Here is a 19,893-nt window from a genome sequence, read left to right as displayed (position 1 = left end):
ACACCAGGACCACTTCCCGCTCCCCAGCGGGCCGGCGACCCGGCCAGGATGGCCGACATGAACGCACGTACGGCACACACCGTCCTGATCACCGGCGCGACCCAGGGACTGGGGCGAGGAATCGCGCTGGACCTCGCCGCACGCGGCTGCACCGTCCTGCTGCACGGCAGGGACCCCGACCGCCTCGGAGCGACCGCGGAGGAGGTACGGGCACGGGCCCCGCACACCGAGGTCAGGACGTTCCTCGCCGACCTCGGCGACCTGGACCAGGTCCGCGCGATGGCCGACCGGCTGCGCGCGACCGAGCCCCGGCTCGACGCGCTCGTGAACAACGCGGTGGCCGGCGGGGGCGCCGAACCGCTCCGGCGGGAACGGAGTGCCCAAGGGTACGAACTGCGCTTCGCCGTGAACCACTTGGCGCCCTACCTCCTGACCCGGGCGCTCCTGCCGCTGCTCACGGCCTCGGCGCCCGCCCGCGTCGTCAACGTGGCCTCCATCGGGCAGGAGCGCATCGACTTCGACGACGTCATGCTGGAGGAGGGGTACGAGGGGCTGCGGGCGTACTGTCGCAGCAAGCTGGCGATGATCATGACGACTTTCGAGCTGGCGGCCGAACTCGAAGGCACGGGAGTCACCGTCAACACCCTCCATCCCGCCCATCTGATGGACACCCGCGGAGTGCGCGAGTACGGGCTCACCCCGGTCGTCGCGATCGAGGAGGGGGTGCGGCCGACCGTGCGACTGGTGACGGACCCCGACCTGGCGGGAACCACCGGCCGGTACTTCGACCGGTTCACGGACGCCCGCGCGCACGACCAGGCCTACGACGCGGAGGCCCGCAGGCGGCTCATGGAGCTGACGGACAGGCTCGTCGGCGCCGGCGTCGGAGGGACGGCCTGACGTACCGCTTGCGACGACGGGGCCGGCGGCCCCCCGAGGAGGACCGCCGGCCTGTCTGTGGCTCCAGTGTGTCCGTGGTTCCGGCCGAAGAGCCGAAACCGGAAGGACTGGAACCGGAAGGGCTAGAAGACGCTGACGCCGTACGCGCTCAGGGCCTCCGTCACCGGCTGGAAGAACGTGGTCCCGCCGCTGGAGCAGTTGCCGCTGCCGCCGGAGGTGAGGCCGAGCGCGGTGGTGCCGGAGAAGAGCGCGCCGCCGCTGTCGCCCGGCTCGGCGCAGACGTTGGTCTGGATCATGCCGTAGACGATGTCGCCATTGCCGTAGTTGACGGTCGCGTTGAGCCCGGTGACCGTCCCGCTCCGCAGACCGGTGGTGCTGCCGCTGCGCTGAACGGACTGGCCCACGGAGGCGTTGGCCGCGCCGGTGATGTCGCGGTAGCTGCCGTTGTAGAGGTAGACCCGGCCGTCCGCCGCCGAGGCGTTGGAGTGGCGGATGATGCCGTAGTCGTTGGTCGGGAAGCTGGTACCGGCGCGGGTGCCGAGCACCGTGGTGTTGGCCGAGTTGGTGTACCAGGTGCTGCCGATGTTGGTGCAGTGACCCGCGGTCAGGGCGTAGTAGGTCGTGCCGCTGCGGACGTTGAAGCCGAGCGAGCAGCGTCCGCCGCCCGCGTAGATGGCCTGGCCGCCCGCGATGAGCTTGTTGAACGTGCCGGGCGTGCGCTTGATCTCCAGGGAGGAGGCGCGGTCGCCGGCGGCCTTCTTGATCTTGGCGATCTCGGCGGCGGAGACGGTGGAGTCGGCGGTGAGGACGATCTTCCCGGTCGCCTGGTCGGTGTACCACGCGGTGCCGGGCACGTCGGCTCCGCGGACGGCCTGGTCGGCGGCGGCGAGTTGGGCGGTGGTGGCCCGGCCGTCCGCCGCGGTGGCCGCGGACGAGCTGGGGACGGCAAGCGCTGAGGCGGCGAGCAGCGCGGACGCCACGGCGACGAGCCGTGCGCCCTTGGCCGCGCCGCCGAGGGGGGACAGACGCTTGAGCTTCACTGGGATCCTCCGGTGGGGGAGTGGGGGAATCGCTGGGTGGGCGATCCCTTCGGTGCGGAGTGGACGGGTCCGGGGCGGAGGGGTAGTCCGCCATGGACCTGTCAAACCCGACAGGGGGAATCCTCGGATCCAGGTGACCTCCGCGGCAAGAACGCCTTTCGGCCGCTCTACGCGCGTTCAGATGGCCTGTCGTCGGCGGGGTGCGGATCGCTCTCGTCGCACAGGGCGTGTCCGGTGCGACGGGACGGCCTCGCGCAAACGCTTACGGGAATTTGCTGACGCCCTTTCAGGGGCGTTGCGGCGCTGGCGGGCGACCCGGCGGACGGAACCCCGAAGCCCTCTCGGGGGAGTAGCGGGCGCACAGTTCCGGCGCTCGGTCCCAGGGGGGAGGGTGCCCCTGCCGTGACCGGAGGCGAGGTCCTCCGGATGCGGCGGCGGAAGCGGGGGCACCCCCTCAATGCCGGAATCGTGCCCTCCGTCCCTGTCGGCCGGGTGTCCGGTTCCCGTCGGTCAGAGCGCCGCGTACACGGCGTCGACGAGAGTCATCTTGCGGGGATCGTCCGCGATGCCGTGACCCATCCGGTTCATCACGTACCCCAGGGAGAGGCCCGACTCCGGGTCCGCGAGGCCGCAGGAACCGCCGAAGCCGTCGTGACCGAAGGCGCGCGGATTCGGGCCGTACGAGGCATGGGGGCCGCTGAGCCAGAGGCCGAGGGCGCATTCGGTGTCGTGGGCGAAACCCGCGCCCAGGACCAGGTCCCGGCCGGCCCCCTGCCCCTCGCGGGCCCGTTCGACGGCCGCCTCGGACAGCATCCGGTGCTCGCCCGACCGCCCGCGCCCGGCGAAGACGCCGTACAGCCGGGCGACCGCGCGCGCCGTCCCGTGACCGTTGGCCGCCGGCAGCTCGGCCGCGCGCCACTCGGGGCTGTTGGCCTGCGTCGCACCCACCAGCGGATTGGCCAGGGCGGCCTGCGCCGCGGGCTCCAGCTGGGCGAAGGCCGCGGCCCGCGCACTCGTCGAGGAGTCGCGGGGGTGGACGAGTTCCGCCGCCCGGCCCGCCTCCTTCTCCGGAAGCCCGATGGAGAAGTCGATGCCGAGGGGGCCGGTGATCTCGTCGCGGAGGAAGGCGCCGGGCAGCCGTCCCGTGATGCGCCGGATCACCTCGCCGACCAGGAAGCCGTACGTCATGGCGTGGTAGCCCGAGCGGGTGCCGGGCTCCCACCACGGCTCCGTCGCCGCGAGCCGGGCGGTCGTCACCTCCCAGTCGTAGAACTCCGCGAGCGAGAGCGGCTCACGCAGGCCGGCGAGGCCCGCCCGGTGGGAGAGCAGATGACGTACGGGCAGCGCCTCCTTGCCCGCCGCGGCGAACTCCGGCCAGTACGAGGCGACCGGCGCGTCCAGGTCGAGCAGACCGCGGTCCGCGAGCAGGTGCGCGCAGAGGGCGGTGACGCCCTTGGTCGTGGACCAGACGTTGACCACGGTGTCGCGCTCCCACCGGCGCGTACGGGCGGCGTCCGCCCAGCCGCCCCACAGGTCGACCACGGTCTCGCCGTGCAGTTCGACGGTGACGGCGGCCCCCAGCTCCGCGCGGGTACGGAAGTTGGCCTCGAAGGCCTCCCGTACGGCGGTGAAGCGAGGGTCGCAGTGGCCGTCGATCACGGCCTCGGGCTCGGGCATGACGTCCTCCGGGATGCTCAGCGGTCGCGAGCAACATACCGACTGGTCGGATCGGAGGGAAGGGAGTGGGCGAGGGAGGGGCCGGGGAGTGTGGATCGGCGGCTCGGCGTGGCCGCCGCGCCCACCTGAGGCGGTGTCACAGGCTCGCGAAGAGTTCGTCCAGCGGCGCCGGCACCTGCCCGGGGGCGAGAGCCTCCACCAGCAGCAGGCCGTAGCGGATCTTGCGGCCCTTCTTCGTGCCCAGGAAGCGACGCAGCTGCTGGTGCCGGGGGCGATCGTGCTGTGCGGGCTGGCGCAGGAAGGTCTGCCAGGCACGCAGGTCTCCCTCCGCCCGGATGATCTCCTCGACCCGCGCCGTGCCCAGCGCGCGGATGAGCTCGTCCTCCAGGTCCGCCACGCACACGAAGAACCCACCGGACGACGCCCCGGCCCGGCGCAGCGCACGGTCGTAGTAGCGCTGCTCGCGCTCGTCGCACAGCCCTGTCAGGCGCAGACCGAGACCGGACGGCCCGAGCAGATCGGCGTAGCGCCCCACGCTCATCGCCCCGCCCAGGGACAGCACGCTCACGCCCTCGGCGGCGAGGTCCCGGCCGCGCAGCGACGCCAGGGCCTCGACGGCCGCGAGGTCACTGCGCCCCTCCAGGAGCACCGCCGTCCGCAGCCCCAGCCGCACCGCCGACTCGTCCGCCGGACCGCCGGGGCCGCCGGCCGCCCAGCGGTCGACCGCGTCCCGGAACGCCCACATGTCCACCATGGGGCGAGTCTCCACGTCCTCGGACCGCACCACCACGGAATATCCGGGGACCAGCCGCCGACGTCCGGGCGGGACGCGTCACGCGCGCGGAAGTGGGCAGACGCGTGACGTCCCTGTCCCGTCCCGCGCGCGGCCCCCCGGTGGGCCCAACGGCGGGGCGGGGCACCCGCTGTCGAACAGGAGCGTCCATGCGCATGCCAGGAGTCCGCACGGTAGGAGTCGAGGAGGAGCTCATACTCGTCGACGCCCGGACGGGCGAACCCATCGCCGTGTCGTCGGCGGTACTGGCCTCGGCGGCGCTGCGCGGGGACGAGGCGGGGGAGGTATTCGAGAAGGAGCTGCACCAGGAGCAGCTGGAGTTCGCCACCCGGCCGATGACGGACATGGGCGAACTCCGGCAGGAGATCGTCCGCTGGCGGGGCGAGGCGCAGCGGTACGCCCGTGAGGCCGGAGCGCTCGTGGCCGCCCTCGCCACCTCGCCGCTCCCCGTGGAGCCGTCCCGCCACCTGGGCGTCAGGTACCGGTGGATGGCCGAGCAGTTCGCCCTCACCACCCGGGAACAGCTCACGTGCGGGTGCCACGTCCACGTGGCCGTGGAATCCGACGACGAGGGCGTCGCCGTCCTCGACCGGATCCGTCCCTGGCTGTACCTCCTGAGCGCGCTCAGCGGGAACTCGCCGTTCTGGCAGGGGCAGGACAGCGGCTACAGCAGCTACCGCAGCCGGGTGTGGAACCGGTGGCCCTCCGCGGGCCCCTACGAGCTGTTCGGCAGCGCGGAGCGGTACCACGAACAGGTGGAGGCCATGCTGGCCACCGGCGTCCTGCGCGACCCCGGGATGATCTACTTCGACGCCCGTCTGTCCTCCAGCTATCCGACGGTCGAGATCCGGGTCGCCGACGTCTGCCTCGAACCGGATACGACCGTGCTCGTCGCCACCCTCGCCCGCGGCCTCGTGGAGACCGCCGCCCGCGCCTGGCGGAACGGCGGGACACCGCCCCGCGTCTCCGCCGGCCTCCTGCGGCTGGCCTCCTGGCGCGCCGCCCGGTCAGGCCTCCGCGGGCCGCTCGTCCACCCGGTCACCCTGCGGGAGACCACCCCCGAAGCGGCGTTCGACGCCCTCGTCCGGCACACCGAGGAGGCGCTGCGGGATTCCGGGGACCTCGACGACGTGCGGCGGGGAATCGCCACCCATCTGACCCGCGGCGGAGGGGCGGACCGCCAGCGCGCCCTGCTGGCGGAGGGGCTCAGCCTCGGCGAGGTGGTGCGGAGGTGCGCCCAGATCACGACGGCCGCCCGGTGATACGGGCCGCACGGCGACGGGGAGGTGCCTGCCAGGGATGAAGCGCGTGCGCCGGGGAAGTCGCCGACGTGTGCAACCCGATCAGGAACAGGTGGTTCGATCATGATGACGACACACCGTGCGGGGCTCGCGCGGACTCCGGTGCAATCGGCCGCACTGGTGGTCGGGGCCGTCTTCCTGCTGGTGGGCGTCCTGGGATTCATCCCCGGTGTCACCACGGACTACGACAGCATGGAGTTCGCCGAGCACCACTCCGGGGCCGAGCTGTTCGGGGTCTTCCAGGTGTCGATCCTGCACAACCTCGTGCACCTGCTCTTCGGCATCGCGGGCATCGCGATGTCCCGTGCCGCGTCCACAGCCCGGGGCTTCCTCATCGGAGGCGGCGTGGTGTACCTCGTGCTCTGGCTGTACGGCCTGATCATCGACCAGGACAGCGGAGCCAACTTCATACCGGTCAACACCGCGGACAACTGGCTGCACCTGGCACTGGGCCTGGGCATGGTCGTGCTCGGCCTCCTGCTCGGCCGACGCCGCAGGTGACGGTACGATCCCCCGGCCCGGGTCCGGGGGATCGCCGCCCCGCTACGACACGGACACGCCGGGCCCTGTGAGGCCCGCGAGGGCCAGGGCCCGCGCGACGGCCGGCGGGTCCAGCGGCTCGTCGTCGGGATCGGTGGAGCACAACCGCCCCAGCAGCAGCGCCGGGTCCAGCCGGTGCGCCTCCGCGTCGGCGAGCAGGGCGTCCGCGCTCGGCCCGTCCACCGTGCCGTCGACGTACTCCGACAGCTCCCCCAGGACCCTGCCCCGGTCGACGAAGCCGCTCATGCCGCAGTCGAGACCGTCGTCGTGGAGGTCGTCCGGGTACGGCGCGCGGGCCCAGGCCCCGTTCTCGTACCAGTAGACGCAGCCCAGCTCGTACCCTTCGAGCCGGTCACGCAGCTCGTCGTACGGAAGCCAGTCGGGACCGCCCGCCAGCATGTCGATCGGCGTCTCGTGCCACTTCACACCGCTCGACTCGTCCTCGCCGTACAGCACGAACCGGCCCTCGCCCATCCGGGACATGGTCCACCACGTGCAGCCGCTGTCGTCGTAGTGCAGCCCCGAACCGTCGACCCAACGCCCGGTCCGGTACCCGCTCTTGCGCTGCTCCTCCTCGGTGGTCGCCGAGACGGCGGCGAGCAGCGCCCAACGCGCCCACAGAGCCTCGCCGGACGGAAGGTCATCCGGCAGTCCCGGACGGTGAATGGTCATGTGGTCGCCCCGTGTGTGGTCGTACGTTCGGTGATCGCGGGACACACTAGGACATCGCGGTGCGCGTCGGTGCAGGGAGCGTGACGTCGCGTTCGTGGGGCGCCCCAGATCTGGAGGTTCGGGGCGGTGTTCGAAGGGCGGCGAGGTGTCGGTGGTCGACGCCATGGTTCCCCGCCATGGGGTTCTCCGGGAGGACCTGGTCCTCGCGCTCCTGCACGCCTTGGGGTTCCGGTTCCGGTTCGGTGAGGGGGCCGATGGAGCCGACACGGCCGGCCTCGAAAGGCCGGCCGTGTGACAACCGCCGACGAGTCCGGCGGGACGCTCTCAGTCGCCGGTCGTGCCGTCCAGCATCTCCCGGAGGATGTCCAGGTGGCCGTTGTGGCGGGCCGTCTCCTCGGTGAGGTGGAGGAGGATCCAGCGCAGGTCGACGTGGCGGCCCTCGCGGCCGGCCCTCTTGGCCTTCGTGTCCAGGCCGTTCCCGGCGACGAGTTCGCGGTAGCGGGCGCTCTGTTCCGCGTACTCGTCGAGCAGCTGTGTGAGCGGGAAGTCGACGGCGACGCGCATCTCGCGGTCGGGGTCCTCCTCGGTCCAGGGGCCCTCGTCCTCCTCGCCGAGGAAGACCACCTGGAACCAGTAGTACTCGACCCAGCGGAGGTGGTTGATCAATCCGCTCATGGTCATCAGGGGCGAGCCCGGCAGGACCGCCTTGCGGGCGTTCTCCGCGGAGACGCCCTCGCACTTCACGCGGGCGGTGTCGCGTGCGTAGTCGAGGAACGTGGTGAGCTGGGTGCGCTCGTCCCACGCGGGCGGTGTGTCATCGATTCTGGTCATCGCGCGAAGCCTCCCCGATCACCGCGACCGATGTCGACGCATTTATCGACGGCCCGGTACCGCACCCCGGGCGGGACGTCGGACGCCCGCCCGGGGTGCGGTTGACCGCCGGGTCAGTCCCTGGTGCTCGCCCCGCTCACCCGGCCTGCCCCACTCGTCCCCCGCTCCTCGTTCGTCTCCTCCCGGAGCCGGTCGACCGTGACCGCCAGTTCCGCGACCGTGCGCGAGGTGAACACCTCCCGGAGGCTGATCGCGGCCTGGAACCGGTCGCGCAGCCGGGCGACCAGTCGGGTTGCGGCCAGCGAGTTCCCGCCGAGCTCGAAGAAGTTGTCGTGGACGCCCACCCGGGACAGGCCGAGGACCTCGCACCAGAGGGCGGCGAGCCGTTCCTCCGTCGGTGTGCGCGGCGCGACGAACCCGGCGGCTTCCCCGTCCTCCCTGGGGGCCGGCAGGGCCCTCCGGTCGATCTTGCCGTTGGCGCTCAACGGCCAGCGGTCCAGGCTCAGCACGTGGTCGGGGACCATGTGCGCGGGCAGCCGGTCGCCGAGCCATCCCCTGAGCCGCTCGGTGAGCGGCCCGTCAGGCGTCGCAGGCCCGGTCGCCTCGGTGGGCCGGGCGCCTGCGCCACGGTCCACCCGGCCACCGAGCATCGAGTGCGCGAGCACGTGGTTCTCGCCCAGCGCGAGGAGCGGCCTGACTGGGTCGAAGTCGAGCGCGCCGACCGGACAGAGACCGATGTCGCCGTCCGTGGCGCGTTCCATCAGGAGCTGCCCCATGTACCCGGCCTCCACCAGACACAGGTCACGGGCGAGCGAGCCGTACAAGGGCTCGATCGCGTCGAGATCGGCGACGAGGAACAGGCTGAATCCGGCGGCGTCGAAGACGGCGCGGTTGTGCGCGGCATGGACCGCGGCCTCGACGGTCGCGCCCTCGTGGAGGGTGACCAGGGCGTTGTCCCGCGGGTCGAGGTAGTACGTGCCTCCCGGCAGGCCGGAGACGGCACCGGCCTTCACGTACAGGTACGTCTGGACCGGGTAGAGGCCGCCGCCCGACGGGTAGCGGCACCTGGCGAGGCCGTCCACCTCGTCCTGCCGCAGGACGCCCAGGCAGCCCGCCAGTTCGGCGAGGTCGATCGGCCCGGCGAGGAAGGCCCGTTCGCTGCGCCGTCGTGACGGCTCCTCCCGGACCGGCGGGAGGACGACCCGGGGCCGGTCGGGTTCCCGGCGCAGGCCGTGCCGGGCGAGTTTGAACGCGGCCCGGGCCACAGGGTCGAGCACGGTCACGCCGCTGCGCCGCGCCTTCTCCGCGTCGGCCGCGTCCCGTCGAGCGGCGCCGGAGTCCGGCTCGGGGACGACGTAGGCGACCAGACCGTCGTGGCCGGGCCGGTCGGCGCGGCCGGTGGCGGTGACGACGGCCGAGGCGACGGCGGGGTGCGCGAGCAACGTCGCCTCGATCTCGCCGAGTTCGACGCGCTGGCCGCGGATCTTCACCTGGAAGTCGGCCCGGCCCATGAACTCGATGGTGCCGTCCGGCCGCCACCTTCCCAGGTCCCCGGTGCGGTACATCCGCTCCCCGGTTTCGGGATGCGCGGTGAACACGGCGTCCGTGCGCTCGGGGTCGCGCCAGTAGCCGTCGGCCAGACACGCACCGGAGACGTACATCTCGCCGGTCACCCACTCCGGGCACTCGCGCAGCCGCTCGTCGAGCACGCGGTAGCGGACGTTGGCGAGGGGCGTGCCGTACGGGACGCTCCGCCAGGCCGGATCGACCTCGGCGACGCGGTACCAGATGCTCCACACGGTCGTCTCGGTCGGACCGCCGACGGAGACCACCTCGATACCGGGCGCCGAGTCCGCGAGGCGGCGCGGTACGGCCAGGGGGATCCAGTCGCCGCCGAGCAGGGCCAGTCTGAGCGAGCCGAGCCGGCCGTCCTCGCCGGCGCTCTCCAGGAGCATCTCCATCATCGCGGGCACCGAGTTCCACACCGTGACCCGGTGCGCGGCGATCAGCTCCGCCCCGTGCGCCGGATCGCGGCGGTCGGCGGCGGCGGGCACGACCAGCGCGCCGCCCGCGGCGAGCACGCCGAAGAGGTCGAAGACCGACAGGTCGTGGTGGAGCGCGGTCACCGCGAGGCAGCGGTCGTCCTCCGTGATCCGGAACGTCTCGACGGTCTCCAGCAGGCAGTTGACGACGGCCCGGTGGTTGACCATCACCCCCTTCGGCTCGCCCGTCGAACCGGAGGTGAACATCGTGTACGCGAGGTCGGCCGGGCTGCCGTCCGAGGGCAGCGGAGTGTCGGTGTCGGCGGGCAGCGGCCGGTCCAGGCACAGCCGCAGCGGTCCGGCGGGCCAGTCCAGGGTGTCGTCGAGCCGTGACCGCGTGAGGACGAGCCCGACCTCGCCCTTGTCGAGCAGATGGCGGATCCGCGGCCCTGGCAGCTCGGGGTCGATCGGCAGGTACGCGGCGCCCGAGAACAGCACCGCGTAGGCGGCGACGGCCTGCTCCCAGCCCTTGTCCATGACGACGGCGACCAGCTGTCCTGGCCCGGCGCCGTGTGCGCGCAGCCAGCGGGCCACCTGCCGGGCGGCGGTGTCGAGCTGGGCGTAGGTCAGGGTCCGGTCCGGGGCGATGACGGCGGGGGCGTCGGGCCGGACCGCCACCTGCCGCTCGAACAGGTGCTGCACCTGGACGTCCGGAACCGTACGGGTCGGGCCCGTGCCCGCCGCGCGCCGTTCCGCCTGCGCTGCCGGCAGGGCGATCGGCGTCTCGCGCGACCAGGTGTCCTCGTCGGTCGCGAGCCGGTGCAGCAGCTCCGTGTGGGCGGCGAACATGTCGTCGACGAGACCGGAGGGGAACAGCTCGTCGACCGAGTCCCAGTTCAGCAGCAGCGCGCCCTCCACCTCCCGCACCTGCTCGTCGAGGGACACCTGCGGGGTCTGCGAGACGGCGAACACCGGGGACAGCAGCGTTTCGAGGGGAGTCTTCCCCGCCGTGGCGAAGGCCAGGTTGCTGGTCATCACCACCGGCATGAGCGCCTGGTCGAACCCGCCCTGGAGCCGCATCAGCTCCCGGAGCACCTCGACGCCGCTCACGTCCTGGTGCCGCAGGTCGGACCGCAGCCGCCGCTGGAGCCCACGCGCCCGGTCCAGGAAGCCGGCACCGGTACGGAAGTCGACCTCGAGGAGGTTGAAGGACGCGAACTGGCCGATCACCTCGTGGTACGCGGGGTCCTGCACGGGCCGGGTGAGGCGCGGCACGTTGAGCGTGAAGTGCCGGCTGGTGCTCCAGGTGGCCAGGACCTCGGCGTACGCGGCGAGCAGCAGCCCGGTCGGGGTCAGCCCTGCCCGGCGCGCCCGCTCCTTGAGGTCCTGCCACAGCTCGGAGGGCAGGGTGGTCTCGCGCCGGGTGAACCGCGGCCGGTCGATCGACCCGGCGCGGGCGGCGGCGGGCAGCTGGGGAGCCGGGGGCAGCTGGGGCAGCCTGCTCCACCAGTAGTCGCGCGAGCGCCGGTACGCGGCGGTGTCGCGGCGGTCCGCCTCGGCCCGTACGTGGTCGCGGAAGGACCTCTCGGGCGGCGGCGGCTGGGCGTGCGGCTCGGCGTAGAAGCGGGACAGGTCGTCGAACAGGACGCGGCCGGAGGAGAAGTCCGCGATCAGCGAGTCCACGCTGAGGTGGACGCGCAGGCCGTCGTCGAGCCGGGTCGCGGCGACCTCGAACAGCGGCCACTCGTCGGCCGGGCGCACCTCGTGCGACAGTCGCTCCCGCACGGCAGCCAGCTCCGCCTCGGCCTCCTGCCGGTCACGGCCGCGCAGATCGGTCACCCGGATCTCGTACAGGGGTACGTCGGGGAGGATCCGCTGCTCGTTGGTGGCGGGCACCATGACGGCACGCAGCATCTCGTGCCGGTCGATCACGCGCCGCCAGGCGTGTTCGAACCGGGCCAGGTCGAGCCCGGGTGCGTCGAACTCGAGGTACACGTGGGTGGAGACGTTCCCCAGCTCGAAGGCGCCCGTGCGGCCGAGGGAGTAGGCCTGCTGGGTGTCGGTCTGCGGGAAGGGCGCATGGGGGGCGGTGGGTCCGGCGGCCGTCGAGGGGGGACCGGTCGTCGTGCTCGTGGTGGCGGTGGAGCCGGGACCGGTCGCGTCGGTGAAAGGCGTCGGACCACCGGCGGGGACCTCTACCGGAAGCAGCAGGCCCTCGTCGGTGAGCGGGAGTCCCGACGGGCGCCGCTCGACGATCACGGCCGCGAGTGTGGCGACGGTCGGATCGCCGTCGAAGACGGCGTCGGAGACGTCCACACCCAGGTCGCGTTCGATCCGGCCGGCGAGCCGGAGCATGGTCAGGGAGTCCATGCCCAGGTCGAGCAGCGGGCGCTCCCGGTGCAGGGCGTCCGGGCGGTCCGGGACCAGCGTCGTCACCAGGGCGCCGAGATAGGCCTCGACGGCGCCGCTGCCGGGGCCGCCGGCCGGCGCTGCCTGGGCGCTGTCCGTACCGGCCGTCCAGTCGCCGATGACGGTGAGCGTGCCGTCGAGGAGGGCCCGCAGGGTGGCTCGGCGCCGGATCTTGCCGCTGGAGGTCTTGGGAACGGTGCCGGCCCGGACGAGGACCAGCCGGTGGAGCCGTACGTCGAACTCCGAGGCGACGGCCCGGCCGAGCTGCCGTGCGACCTCGGCCACGGGCGGAAGCTCCGCCCCGCGCCGGACCTCGGCGACGAGTACCAACCGCTCCGCCCCGCCGTCGTCGACGGCCACGGCGGCCGAGGAGTTGGCCTGCAGGGCCGGATGACCCCGCTCCGCACAGCGCTCGATGTCCTGCGGGTAGAGGTTGCGGCCCCGGACGATGATCAGGTCCTTGCTGCGGCCGGTGACGAACAGCTCGCCGTCGCGGAGGAACCCCAGGTCACCGGTCCGCAGAAAGGGTCCTTCCCCGCTGGCGAGCTCCGCCTCGAAGGCCGCCTCGCTCTCGTCCGGCCGCCCCCAGTACCCCTGGGCGACGTTCGGGCCGCCCACCCAGATCTCACCGACGCGGTCGGGGCCGCAGACGGCGGCGGTCGCCGGATCGACGACGAGCAGCCGCTGTCCGTCGACGGCGGAGCCGCAGCCCACGACCTCGCGGCTCCGGCCGGGCCCCGCGTCGGCGTCGCCGGGCACGACGCGGTGCGCCTCCAAGGCCGCGGTGTCGACCGTGACGGCGGTCGAGCGGGTGAGGTGCTCCCCGCAGGACACCATCAGGGTGCTCTCGGCGAGGCCGTAGCTGGGCCGCAGCACCTCCCGGCGCAGCCCCCAGGGGGCGAAGCGGGCGGCGAAGCGGTCGAGGGTCGCGGCCCGTACGGGTTCCGCGCCGACGACGATCGTCTCCAGGGTGCTCAGGTCCAGCGGGGTGTCGTGGCCGGCGGGGTCGATCCGCTCGACACAGAGGTCGAGCGCGAACGGCGGGGACGGGGAGACCGTCGCACCGTAGGCGGAGATCGCGCGCAGCCACTGGACCGGGTCGAGGACGAAGGTGCCCGGCGCCATCAGGATCCCGGGGCACCCGGCGGTGAGCGGCTGCAGGATGCCGCCGATGAGCCCCATGTCGTGGTACGGCGGCAGCCAGCTGACGCCGACCGAGTCCTCCGTGGTCCGCGAACGCCGCTGGATCTGGAAGGAGTTGTGCAGCAGATTGCCGTGCGAGACCATCACGCCCTTCGGCGCGGCGGTGCTGCCCGAGGTGTACTGCAGGAACGCGAGGGTGTCGGTGCCGACGAGCGGATCGGCCCACTGCCCGGCGTCGGCGGTGAGCGCCCCGGTCGGCAGCCAGGTGACGGCCGCGAGCTCGGGTGCGTCGAGGAGCCGCTCGCGGACGGCGGCCGGGACACGGTCACCGGTCAGCGCCGCGGTCGGAGCCGCGTCCGCGGCGACGGCGAGGAGCCGGGGGAGGTTGCGGGAGTGCGGCGGATAGCAGGGGACGGCGACCGTCCCCGCGTACAGGCAGCCGAAGTACGCGCTCACGTAGTCCGCGCCCGGCGGGAGCAGGATGAGCACCCGGTCGCCGGTCTTGGTCTCCGCCTGCAGGGTCGCCGCCACCTCCCGTGCGCGCCGGTCGAGTCCGGCGTAGGTGAGCCGGGACTCCTCCTGGCCGTGGCTGTCGAGGTGGAGGTGGGCGAGCCGGTCGGGCTGCCGGGCGGCCCGCGACCGCAGCAGGTCGACGAGGCTGCTCGGCCGCACGCCGTTCACCTGCGGGAAGGGGGTGGACACGCTCATGACCGGCGCTCCTCTTCCAGGTCGCCGTCGCCGTCCGGGGCGGCCGGCTTCTCCGCGCTCACAAGCAGGGTCCGGACCCACGGGCCGCTCCACCACATCCGGGGGCCCGCATCCGTGCACGTCACGCCGACGGCACCCGCCGCGCGCAGGATCTCCCGGTAGCGGCGGGCGTGGAAGATGTCGGCGATGAGCAGCCGACCGCCCGGCCTGAGGACCCGGTACGCCTCGCGGACGGCCTCCTCGCGCCCCCGCGTACCGCCGATGTTGTGGATCGCCATGCTGGACACCACGAGGTCGAACGTGTCGTCGGCGAGCGGGATCCGCCTCATGTCCGCGGTGACCAGGTCGACCCGGTCGGCGACCTGGGCACGCTCGGCGTTCGCGGTGGTGGTCCGTTCGTCATTGCCCGACTGGTCGACCGAGCGCCAGATGTCGACCCCGGTGACATGGCCCTTAGGCACCCGGTCCGCCACCGCGGTGAGGACCGCTCCGCGCCCGCAGCCCAGGTCCAGTACCCGCTCGTCGCCGCGCAGGTCGAGCGCGTCCAACTGCTCCTCCCACACGAGGAACTTGCCCCGTACGGTCGCGTGCAGGTACAGCCCCGCCGGAACCGCCACCACGGGCGCGACCCGCAGCAGCCAGCGGGGCGCGCCCGCGGCGACCGCCGCCAGCGGTGCCACGACCCCGCCGCCGAGGGCAAGCAGCCAGCCCGGACCATCGACGCCGTAACGCCCTTGTCGTACAGCTTTGTTGCTCACGAAAAACATTCCTTGATTCGCCATGAAACAGAAAGACGGAAGGTCTGAACGGATCAGTACGGATCAGCGAGACCGCAGAGCGCGGACACCACACCGAGGACCTGGTCGCTCGACGAGAAGGGGAAGAAGTGGTCGCCGGGGAAGACGCGGACCGTCACATCGGTGCCGAGCTCGCGCCAGCGCTCCACCTCGGCGGGCGGGGCCGCCGGGTCGTCGGCGCCGCCGAGGGCGACCAGTGGCACGCCGGCCGACAGCGTCCTGCCGGTCCGGTACGTCTCGGCCGCCTCGAAATCGGCCCGCAGCAGCGGCAGGAAGAGTTCGAGCCACTCCTCCTCGGCGAGCAGCTCAGGGGGAATCCCGCCGAGCACGCCGAGACGGCGGCGGAACTCCTCGTCCGGGAGCAGGTGCATCGCCGCCGTGCCGCGCGGCACGTGCGGAGGCACGGTGCCGGAGACCACCACCGCCGCAGGCGGGCAGGGGCCGTCCTGGAGGGCGAGCCCCAGTTCGTACGCCACCAGGGCACCCATGCTGTGCCCGAACAGCACGTAGGGGAGCCCCGCGGCGCGGTGGGCGACCGGGCCGGCGAGCCGCTCGGCGAGCCGGACGACCGACGTCTCGGCAGGCTCCGCCATCCGGACCCCGCGCCCCGGCAGCTGCACGGGCACGACGTCGATCGCGGGCCCCAGGACGCTCCGCCACGGCCGGAACACCGACCCGTCCGCCCCGCCGTGCGGGACGCAGAAGAGGCGGGCGCCGACGGGGGACGCCACGGGCCGGTCGGGGGGAAACCACAGGTCCTCGAAGGTGACACTCACGTGGGACACGTTCTTTCGGTTCGACGGTGACTCTTCGTCACCCCAATGGATCTTTGGGTGCAACGACCACCCCGAACGAAGGAAACGGTGATCTTCGGGCCATCGGAAACGTCTTCGCCGAACCGCCCGCCGAGTGAGACGATCAAGGCATGGCGCGCACATTCGAGGATCTGGTCAGGGAGGCCGAGTCGGCCCCGGTGGAGGGCTGGGACTTCTCCTGGCTGCAGGGACGGGCCACCGAACAGCGCCCGTCATGGGGCTACCAGCGCATGATGGGCGAACGGATGGCCGCGGCCACGGCCGCGCTCGACATCCAGACCGGCGGCGGGGAGGTGCTCGCCGGGGTGTCGAAGCTGCCGAACCTGGTGGCGGCGACCGAGTCCTGGCCGCCGAACGTGGCCAAGGCCACCCGGCTGCTGCACCCACGCGGCGTGGTGGTCGTCGCGGACGAGGACGAGCCGCCGCTGCCGTTCGCCGACGAGGCGTTCGACCTCGTGGTCAGCCGGCACCCGGTGACCGTCTGGTGGGACGAGATCGCACGGGTGCTGCGGCCGGCGGGCACCTACTTCTCCCAGCAGGTCGGCCCTTCCAGCGTCTTCGAGCTGGTGGAGTACTTCCTCGGCCCGCAGACCGAGGAGGTGCGCCGCGCACGCCACCCCGACGACGCCCGACGGAACGCGGAGGCGGCCGGACTGGAGGTCGTGGACCTGCGCTCGGAGTCCCTCCGTACGGAGTTCCTCGACATCGGCGCGGTGATCTACTTCCTGCGGAAGGTGATCTGGATGGTGCCCGGCTTCACCGTCGAGCAGTACCGCGACCGGCTGCGGGAACTGCACGGGAGGCTGGAGGCCGACGGCCCGTTCGTCGCCCACACCACGCGCTTCCTGATCGAGGCCCGCCGGCCGTCCTGACCGCGGCCTCATCCGCGACTCATCCGGGCCCCACCGTGCGGTCCGCGTACGGGTGGAGAACATGGGGGTCCATTCCCCATGTCGCCGGCCCACCGTCCGTACAAGGATCGGGCGAGGCGCCGAGAGGTGCACCGGACGGCGGGGGAGGGACGATGGCGGCGGAGACGGGGCAGGGGCGGGCCGAGGCTTCGCTGTCGGCGGTCGAGCGCTGGTGGGAGGCCGGACGGGTCTCCGGTGGCCACGACGGCGGCGACGCGGACGGACCCGTGGGGGGAGCCGGGGACGGGACCGGCGGCGGGCCCGGGGCCGGAGGGCGGCCGGACTGGGCCGCGCTGGCCGAGGAGGTGGCGGCCGCCGCTCCCGAGGAGGCCGTGGCGCCCGAGGGGGAGTATCCGGGCCTGAGCGGCTTCGCCTGGGTCCTGCGGCCCTTCACCGCCCTCGCGGGGGAGCGGCTGGAGCGGGGCGTGTCGGAGCGGGCCCGGAAGCTCGTCGACATGACCGTCGTACGCGGGGACCTGGAGCGGCAGCTCAGCGGCAGGCTCGCCCGGGCGGCGGCCCGCACGCTGGTCCTCGAACTGCACGAGGCCCGGACCGCCGGACGCCTGGAAGGGGACGACTCCCGGGCCAGGTTCCGTGACTTCCTCGGGCGTACGGCGTCCCGGCGCGGCCTGGCGGCCCTGCTGGCCGGACGGCCGGTCCTCGCGCGGATCCTGGGGCGGGCCGCGCTCGACGCCGCGGACGCGGTCGTGGAGGCGCTGGAACGGCTCGCGGCCGACCACGCCGACCTGACGGCCGGTCTCCTGGGAGGCCCCGACGGTGACCCGGGCCCGCTCGTGGGCGTCGAGACCGGGGCCGGCGACGGACACCGCGGCGGGCGGAGCGTGATGCTGCTGCGCTTCGCCGACGGGACCCGGCTGGTCTACAAACCCCGTCCCCTCGCCGTACACCGCCACTTCAACGACCTCGTCGTCTGGTTCAACCGGCTGCCCGACGCCGTCGACCTCCGCACCCTGCGCCTGCTCGACCGGGGCGGCTACGGGTGGGTGGAGTTCGTCGCCGCGCGGCCCTGCGCCGATGTCCGGGAGGTGGAGACGTTCTACCGGCGCCAGGGTGCCCTGCTCGCGCTCCTGCACCTCCTCGACGGGACGGACCTGCACCACGAGAACCTGATCGCCGTCGGCGCCCATCCGGTGCTCGTCGACGTGGAGACCCTGTTCCACCCGCCGGTGCGGGGCGCCGCCGCCACGGAGGACCCCGCGGCCCGCGCCCTCCACGACTCGGTGTACCGGGTCGGGCTGCTGCCCCAGCTGCTCGTCGGCGACCACAGCGCCCTGGACGTGTCCGGCGTCGGCGGCGGGCACGAGGCCCAGTCGCCGGTGGCCAGGGCGGACTGGGCCGATCCCGGCACCGACCGGATGCGCCTGGTGCGCCGGGCGGGCAGGTTCGGCGAGTCCGCCAACCGGCCCCGCCTCGCGGGCGGCGGGCCCGTCGAGCCCGGAGCCCACGTCGAGGCACTCTGCGCCGGGTTCCGCGCCGGATACACGGCGATCAGCACGGCCAGGGAGGAACTCCTCCACGAGACGGGCCCGCTGACGGCGTTCGCCGAGGACGAGATACGCGTGGTGGTGCGCCCCACCTGGATCTACAGCACGCTGCTCGACGAGTCGACACACCCTGATCTGCTGAAGGACGCGGACGCCAGGCAGCGGGTCCTGGAGACCCTGCGGACCGACGTCTTCGGACCGGTCCTCGAACTCGGCCTCGTCGCCGAGGAGATCGCGCAACTCTGGGCCGGAGACGTGCCCTTGTTCACCGCCCGGCCGGGCGGCGACCGCCTGTGGGGAGCGCCCCGGCGGCCGCCGGCGGGCCGCGTGGAACCGCCGGGAATCGCCCGCGTCGCCGCGAAGCTCGCCGCCCTGGACACCGTCGACCGGCAGGACCAGGAATGGATCGTGCGGGCCGCGATGGCGACCACCTCCCGCACGCCGGCCCACCGGCCCGCCGAGGGCCGCCGCACCCGCACGGCGGACCGCGCGCCCGAACCGGAGCGGCTCCTCTCGGCGGCCCGGTCCGTCGGGGACCAGCTGGTCTCCCTCGCGTACCGCGACGGGTCGCGCGCCAACTGGATCGGCCTGGAACTCCTCGACGACCGGTACTGGCGGATCGGCCCGATGCCGGCCGACCTGGCAGGCGGCTACACGGGACCTGCCCTCTTCCTCGCCCAGCTGGCGGCGCTCACCGGGGTCGCGCACTACGCCGAGGCCGCCCGCACCGCCCTCGCGCCGGTGCCCCGACTGCTCGACGCGCTCGCCTCGCGGCCCGGGGACCTCGCCGCGGTCGGCTCGGGGGCCTTCTCGGGCCTCGGCGGCATCGCGTACGCGCTCGCCGAGACGGGACGACTCCTCGACGACCCGGAGGTCACCGCATGGGCGTCCGCCACGCTGCGGCTGGTCGGACCGGCGGCGCGGTCCGAACGGGAGTACGGGGTGGGGGCGGGCGTCGCCGGGGGGCTTGCGGCGCTCCTCGCGGCGTGGGAGGGCGGCCCCGGCCCCGGGTCCGGCTCCGGAGACCCGGAGCGGGAGATCCGGCGGGACGCGCGGGCCTGCGCGGACCGGCTGGCCGCCGCCGATCCCACGGCCGCCGGGAGGGGCTTCGCGACGGGCGCCGCCGGGATCGGCTGGGCCCTGCTGCGGTTCGCCGACGGGGAAGCGGCCGACGGCGGCGGGGACGGTGCCGCCGGTGAGAGGATCCGGGCCGCGGGACTCGCCGCACTGCGGGCGGCCGTCGGCGGTGAGCAGGACGGGGGCCACGGGGGAGTCCCCGTCTGCTCGCCGGTCGATGGACCCGCGGCGGAGGCCCGGGCGTCGGCCTGGTGCCGTGGGCGCGCCGGCATCGCCCTCGCGGTGCTCGACGCGCCGGGTGCCCTGGACGACCCGCTCCTCGCGGACTGGTCGCGCGCGGCCGTCGAGGAGCTGGGCCGGGACCGTCCGGCGCCCGACGACAGCCTCTGCCACGGGGAGGCCGGCCTGTGCGAACTCCTGGGCCACAGCGCCTTCCCGGAAGCACGTGCGCACTGGGTCCGGCGGGCCGGAGCGCTGCTCGCGTCCGTCGAGGAGACCGGCGCCCTGAGCGGCGCCCCGGACGGGGTCGCCCACCCCGGCCTGTTGACCGGCCTGTCGGGGATCGGCCACGGACTTCTCCGGGCGGGCTTCCCGGACCGGGTGCCGTCGCTGCTCCTCCTGCGGACGTCCGGCGCGGGGGCCGTCACGAGGGAAGGCCCCCGCGCCCTGCCGTGACCTGCTCTGCCCTGCCGTGGGCCTGGCGCCCTGACCACCGACCGTACGACCCCACAGACCACTCCGACCGCATGACCGGCACACCGAACCACCAGCACCACCGGCACACGGCATCAC

General features: G+C 73.6%; 13 protein-coding genes. 5 read left to right on the top strand and 8 right to left on the bottom strand.

All coding sequences use genetic code 11. The features are described from left to right. The first annotated feature begins 57 nt into the window (after positions 1–57). Complete coding sequence (locus IO20_RS0114690) at positions 58–900, top strand: SDR family NAD(P)-dependent oxidoreductase (protein WP_030545319.1); 843 nt, start codon at positions 58–60, stop codon at positions 898–900. Positions 901–1,022: 122 nt separating this feature from the next. Here the strand turns inward: IO20_RS0114690 and IO20_RS0114685 are convergent, their stop codons facing one another. From IO20_RS0114685 to IO20_RS0114675, 3 genes are all read right to left on the bottom strand, one after another. Continuing rightward, complete coding sequence (locus IO20_RS0114685; RefSeq protein WP_030545317.1) at positions 1,023–1,940, bottom strand: S1 family peptidase; 918 nt, start codon at positions 1,938–1,940, stop codon at positions 1,023–1,025. A 510-nt stretch (positions 1,941–2,450) separates the two neighbouring features. After that, the gene (locus tag IO20_RS0114680; RefSeq protein ID WP_030545314.1) at positions 2,451–3,617 is read right to left on the bottom strand and encodes an EstA family serine hydrolase; all 1,167 of its coding nucleotides are present in this window, start codon (positions 3,615–3,617) and stop codon (positions 2,451–2,453) included. A 136-nt stretch (positions 3,618–3,753) separates the two neighbouring features. Then, complete coding sequence (locus tag IO20_RS0114675) at positions 3,754–4,371, bottom strand: TOPRIM nucleotidyl transferase/hydrolase domain-containing protein (protein WP_030545312.1); 618 nt, start codon at positions 4,369–4,371, stop codon at positions 3,754–3,756. A gap of 194 nt (positions 4,372–4,565) precedes the next feature. Between IO20_RS0114675 and IO20_RS0114670 the strand changes: the two genes are divergently transcribed. Beyond that, positions 4,566–5,672 (top strand): glutamate--cysteine ligase 2, encoded by a 1,107-nt coding sequence (locus IO20_RS0114670; protein WP_106978503.1) that lies wholly within the window; start codon positions 4,566–4,568, stop codon positions 5,670–5,672. Positions 5,673–5,777: 105 nt separating this feature from the next. Next, positions 5,778–6,212, top strand: a complete 435-nt coding sequence (locus tag IO20_RS0114665; protein WP_030545308.1) for a DUF4383 domain-containing protein — start codon at positions 5,778–5,780, stop codon at positions 6,210–6,212. Positions 6,213–6,254: 42 nt separating this feature from the next. Here the strand turns inward: IO20_RS0114665 and IO20_RS0114660 are convergent, their stop codons facing one another. From IO20_RS0114660 to IO20_RS0114635, 5 genes are all read right to left on the bottom strand, one after another. Continuing rightward, positions 6,255–6,923, bottom strand: coding sequence for a hypothetical protein (locus IO20_RS0114660; protein ID WP_030545306.1), 669 nt, complete (start codon positions 6,921–6,923; stop codon positions 6,255–6,257). Between the two features lie 324 nt (positions 6,924–7,247). Then, positions 7,248–7,754 (bottom strand): DinB family protein, encoded by a 507-nt coding sequence (locus IO20_RS0114650; RefSeq protein WP_030545304.1) that lies wholly within the window; start codon positions 7,752–7,754, stop codon positions 7,248–7,250. 113 nt (positions 7,755–7,867) lie between these two features. Further along, positions 7,868–13,996 carry a non-ribosomal peptide synthetase gene (locus IO20_RS37615; RefSeq protein WP_051874200.1) on the bottom strand — a complete coding sequence of 2,043 codons (6,129 nt, stop codon included), beginning with the start codon at positions 13,994–13,996 and terminating at the stop codon, positions 7,868–7,870. Continuing rightward, the gene (locus IO20_RS0114640; protein ID WP_245684953.1) at positions 13,993–14,754 is read right to left on the bottom strand and encodes a class I SAM-dependent methyltransferase; all 762 of its coding nucleotides are present in this window, start codon (positions 14,752–14,754) and stop codon (positions 13,993–13,995) included. Before IO20_RS0114640 ends, IO20_RS37615 begins: the two co-directional genes overlap by 4 nt. A gap of 53 nt (positions 14,755–14,807) precedes the next feature. Next, positions 14,808–15,569: a thioesterase II family protein gene (locus IO20_RS0114635; protein ID WP_051874198.1), complete on the bottom strand. Its 762-nt coding sequence runs from the start codon at positions 15,567–15,569 to the stop codon at positions 14,808–14,810. 149 nt (positions 15,570–15,718) lie between these two features. On the opposite strand from IO20_RS0114635, the gene IO20_RS0114630 reads away from it, so the two are divergent. Further along, positions 15,719–16,480, top strand: coding sequence for a class I SAM-dependent methyltransferase (locus IO20_RS0114630; protein ID WP_030545298.1), 762 nt, complete (start codon positions 15,719–15,721; stop codon positions 16,478–16,480). A gap of 152 nt (positions 16,481–16,632) precedes the next feature. Beyond that, positions 16,633–19,776, top strand: coding sequence for a type 2 lanthipeptide synthetase LanM family protein (locus IO20_RS0114625; protein ID WP_051874197.1), 3,144 nt, complete (start codon positions 16,633–16,635; stop codon positions 19,774–19,776). The last annotated feature ends 117 nt before the right edge of the window (positions 19,777–19,893 follow it).

The organism is Streptomyces exfoliatus (genome assembly GCF_000725545.1).
Lineage (GTDB): Bacteria > Actinomycetota > Actinomycetes > Streptomycetales > Streptomycetaceae > Streptomyces > Streptomyces exfoliatus.
This window is presented reverse-complemented; position numbering and strand designations above follow the sequence as displayed.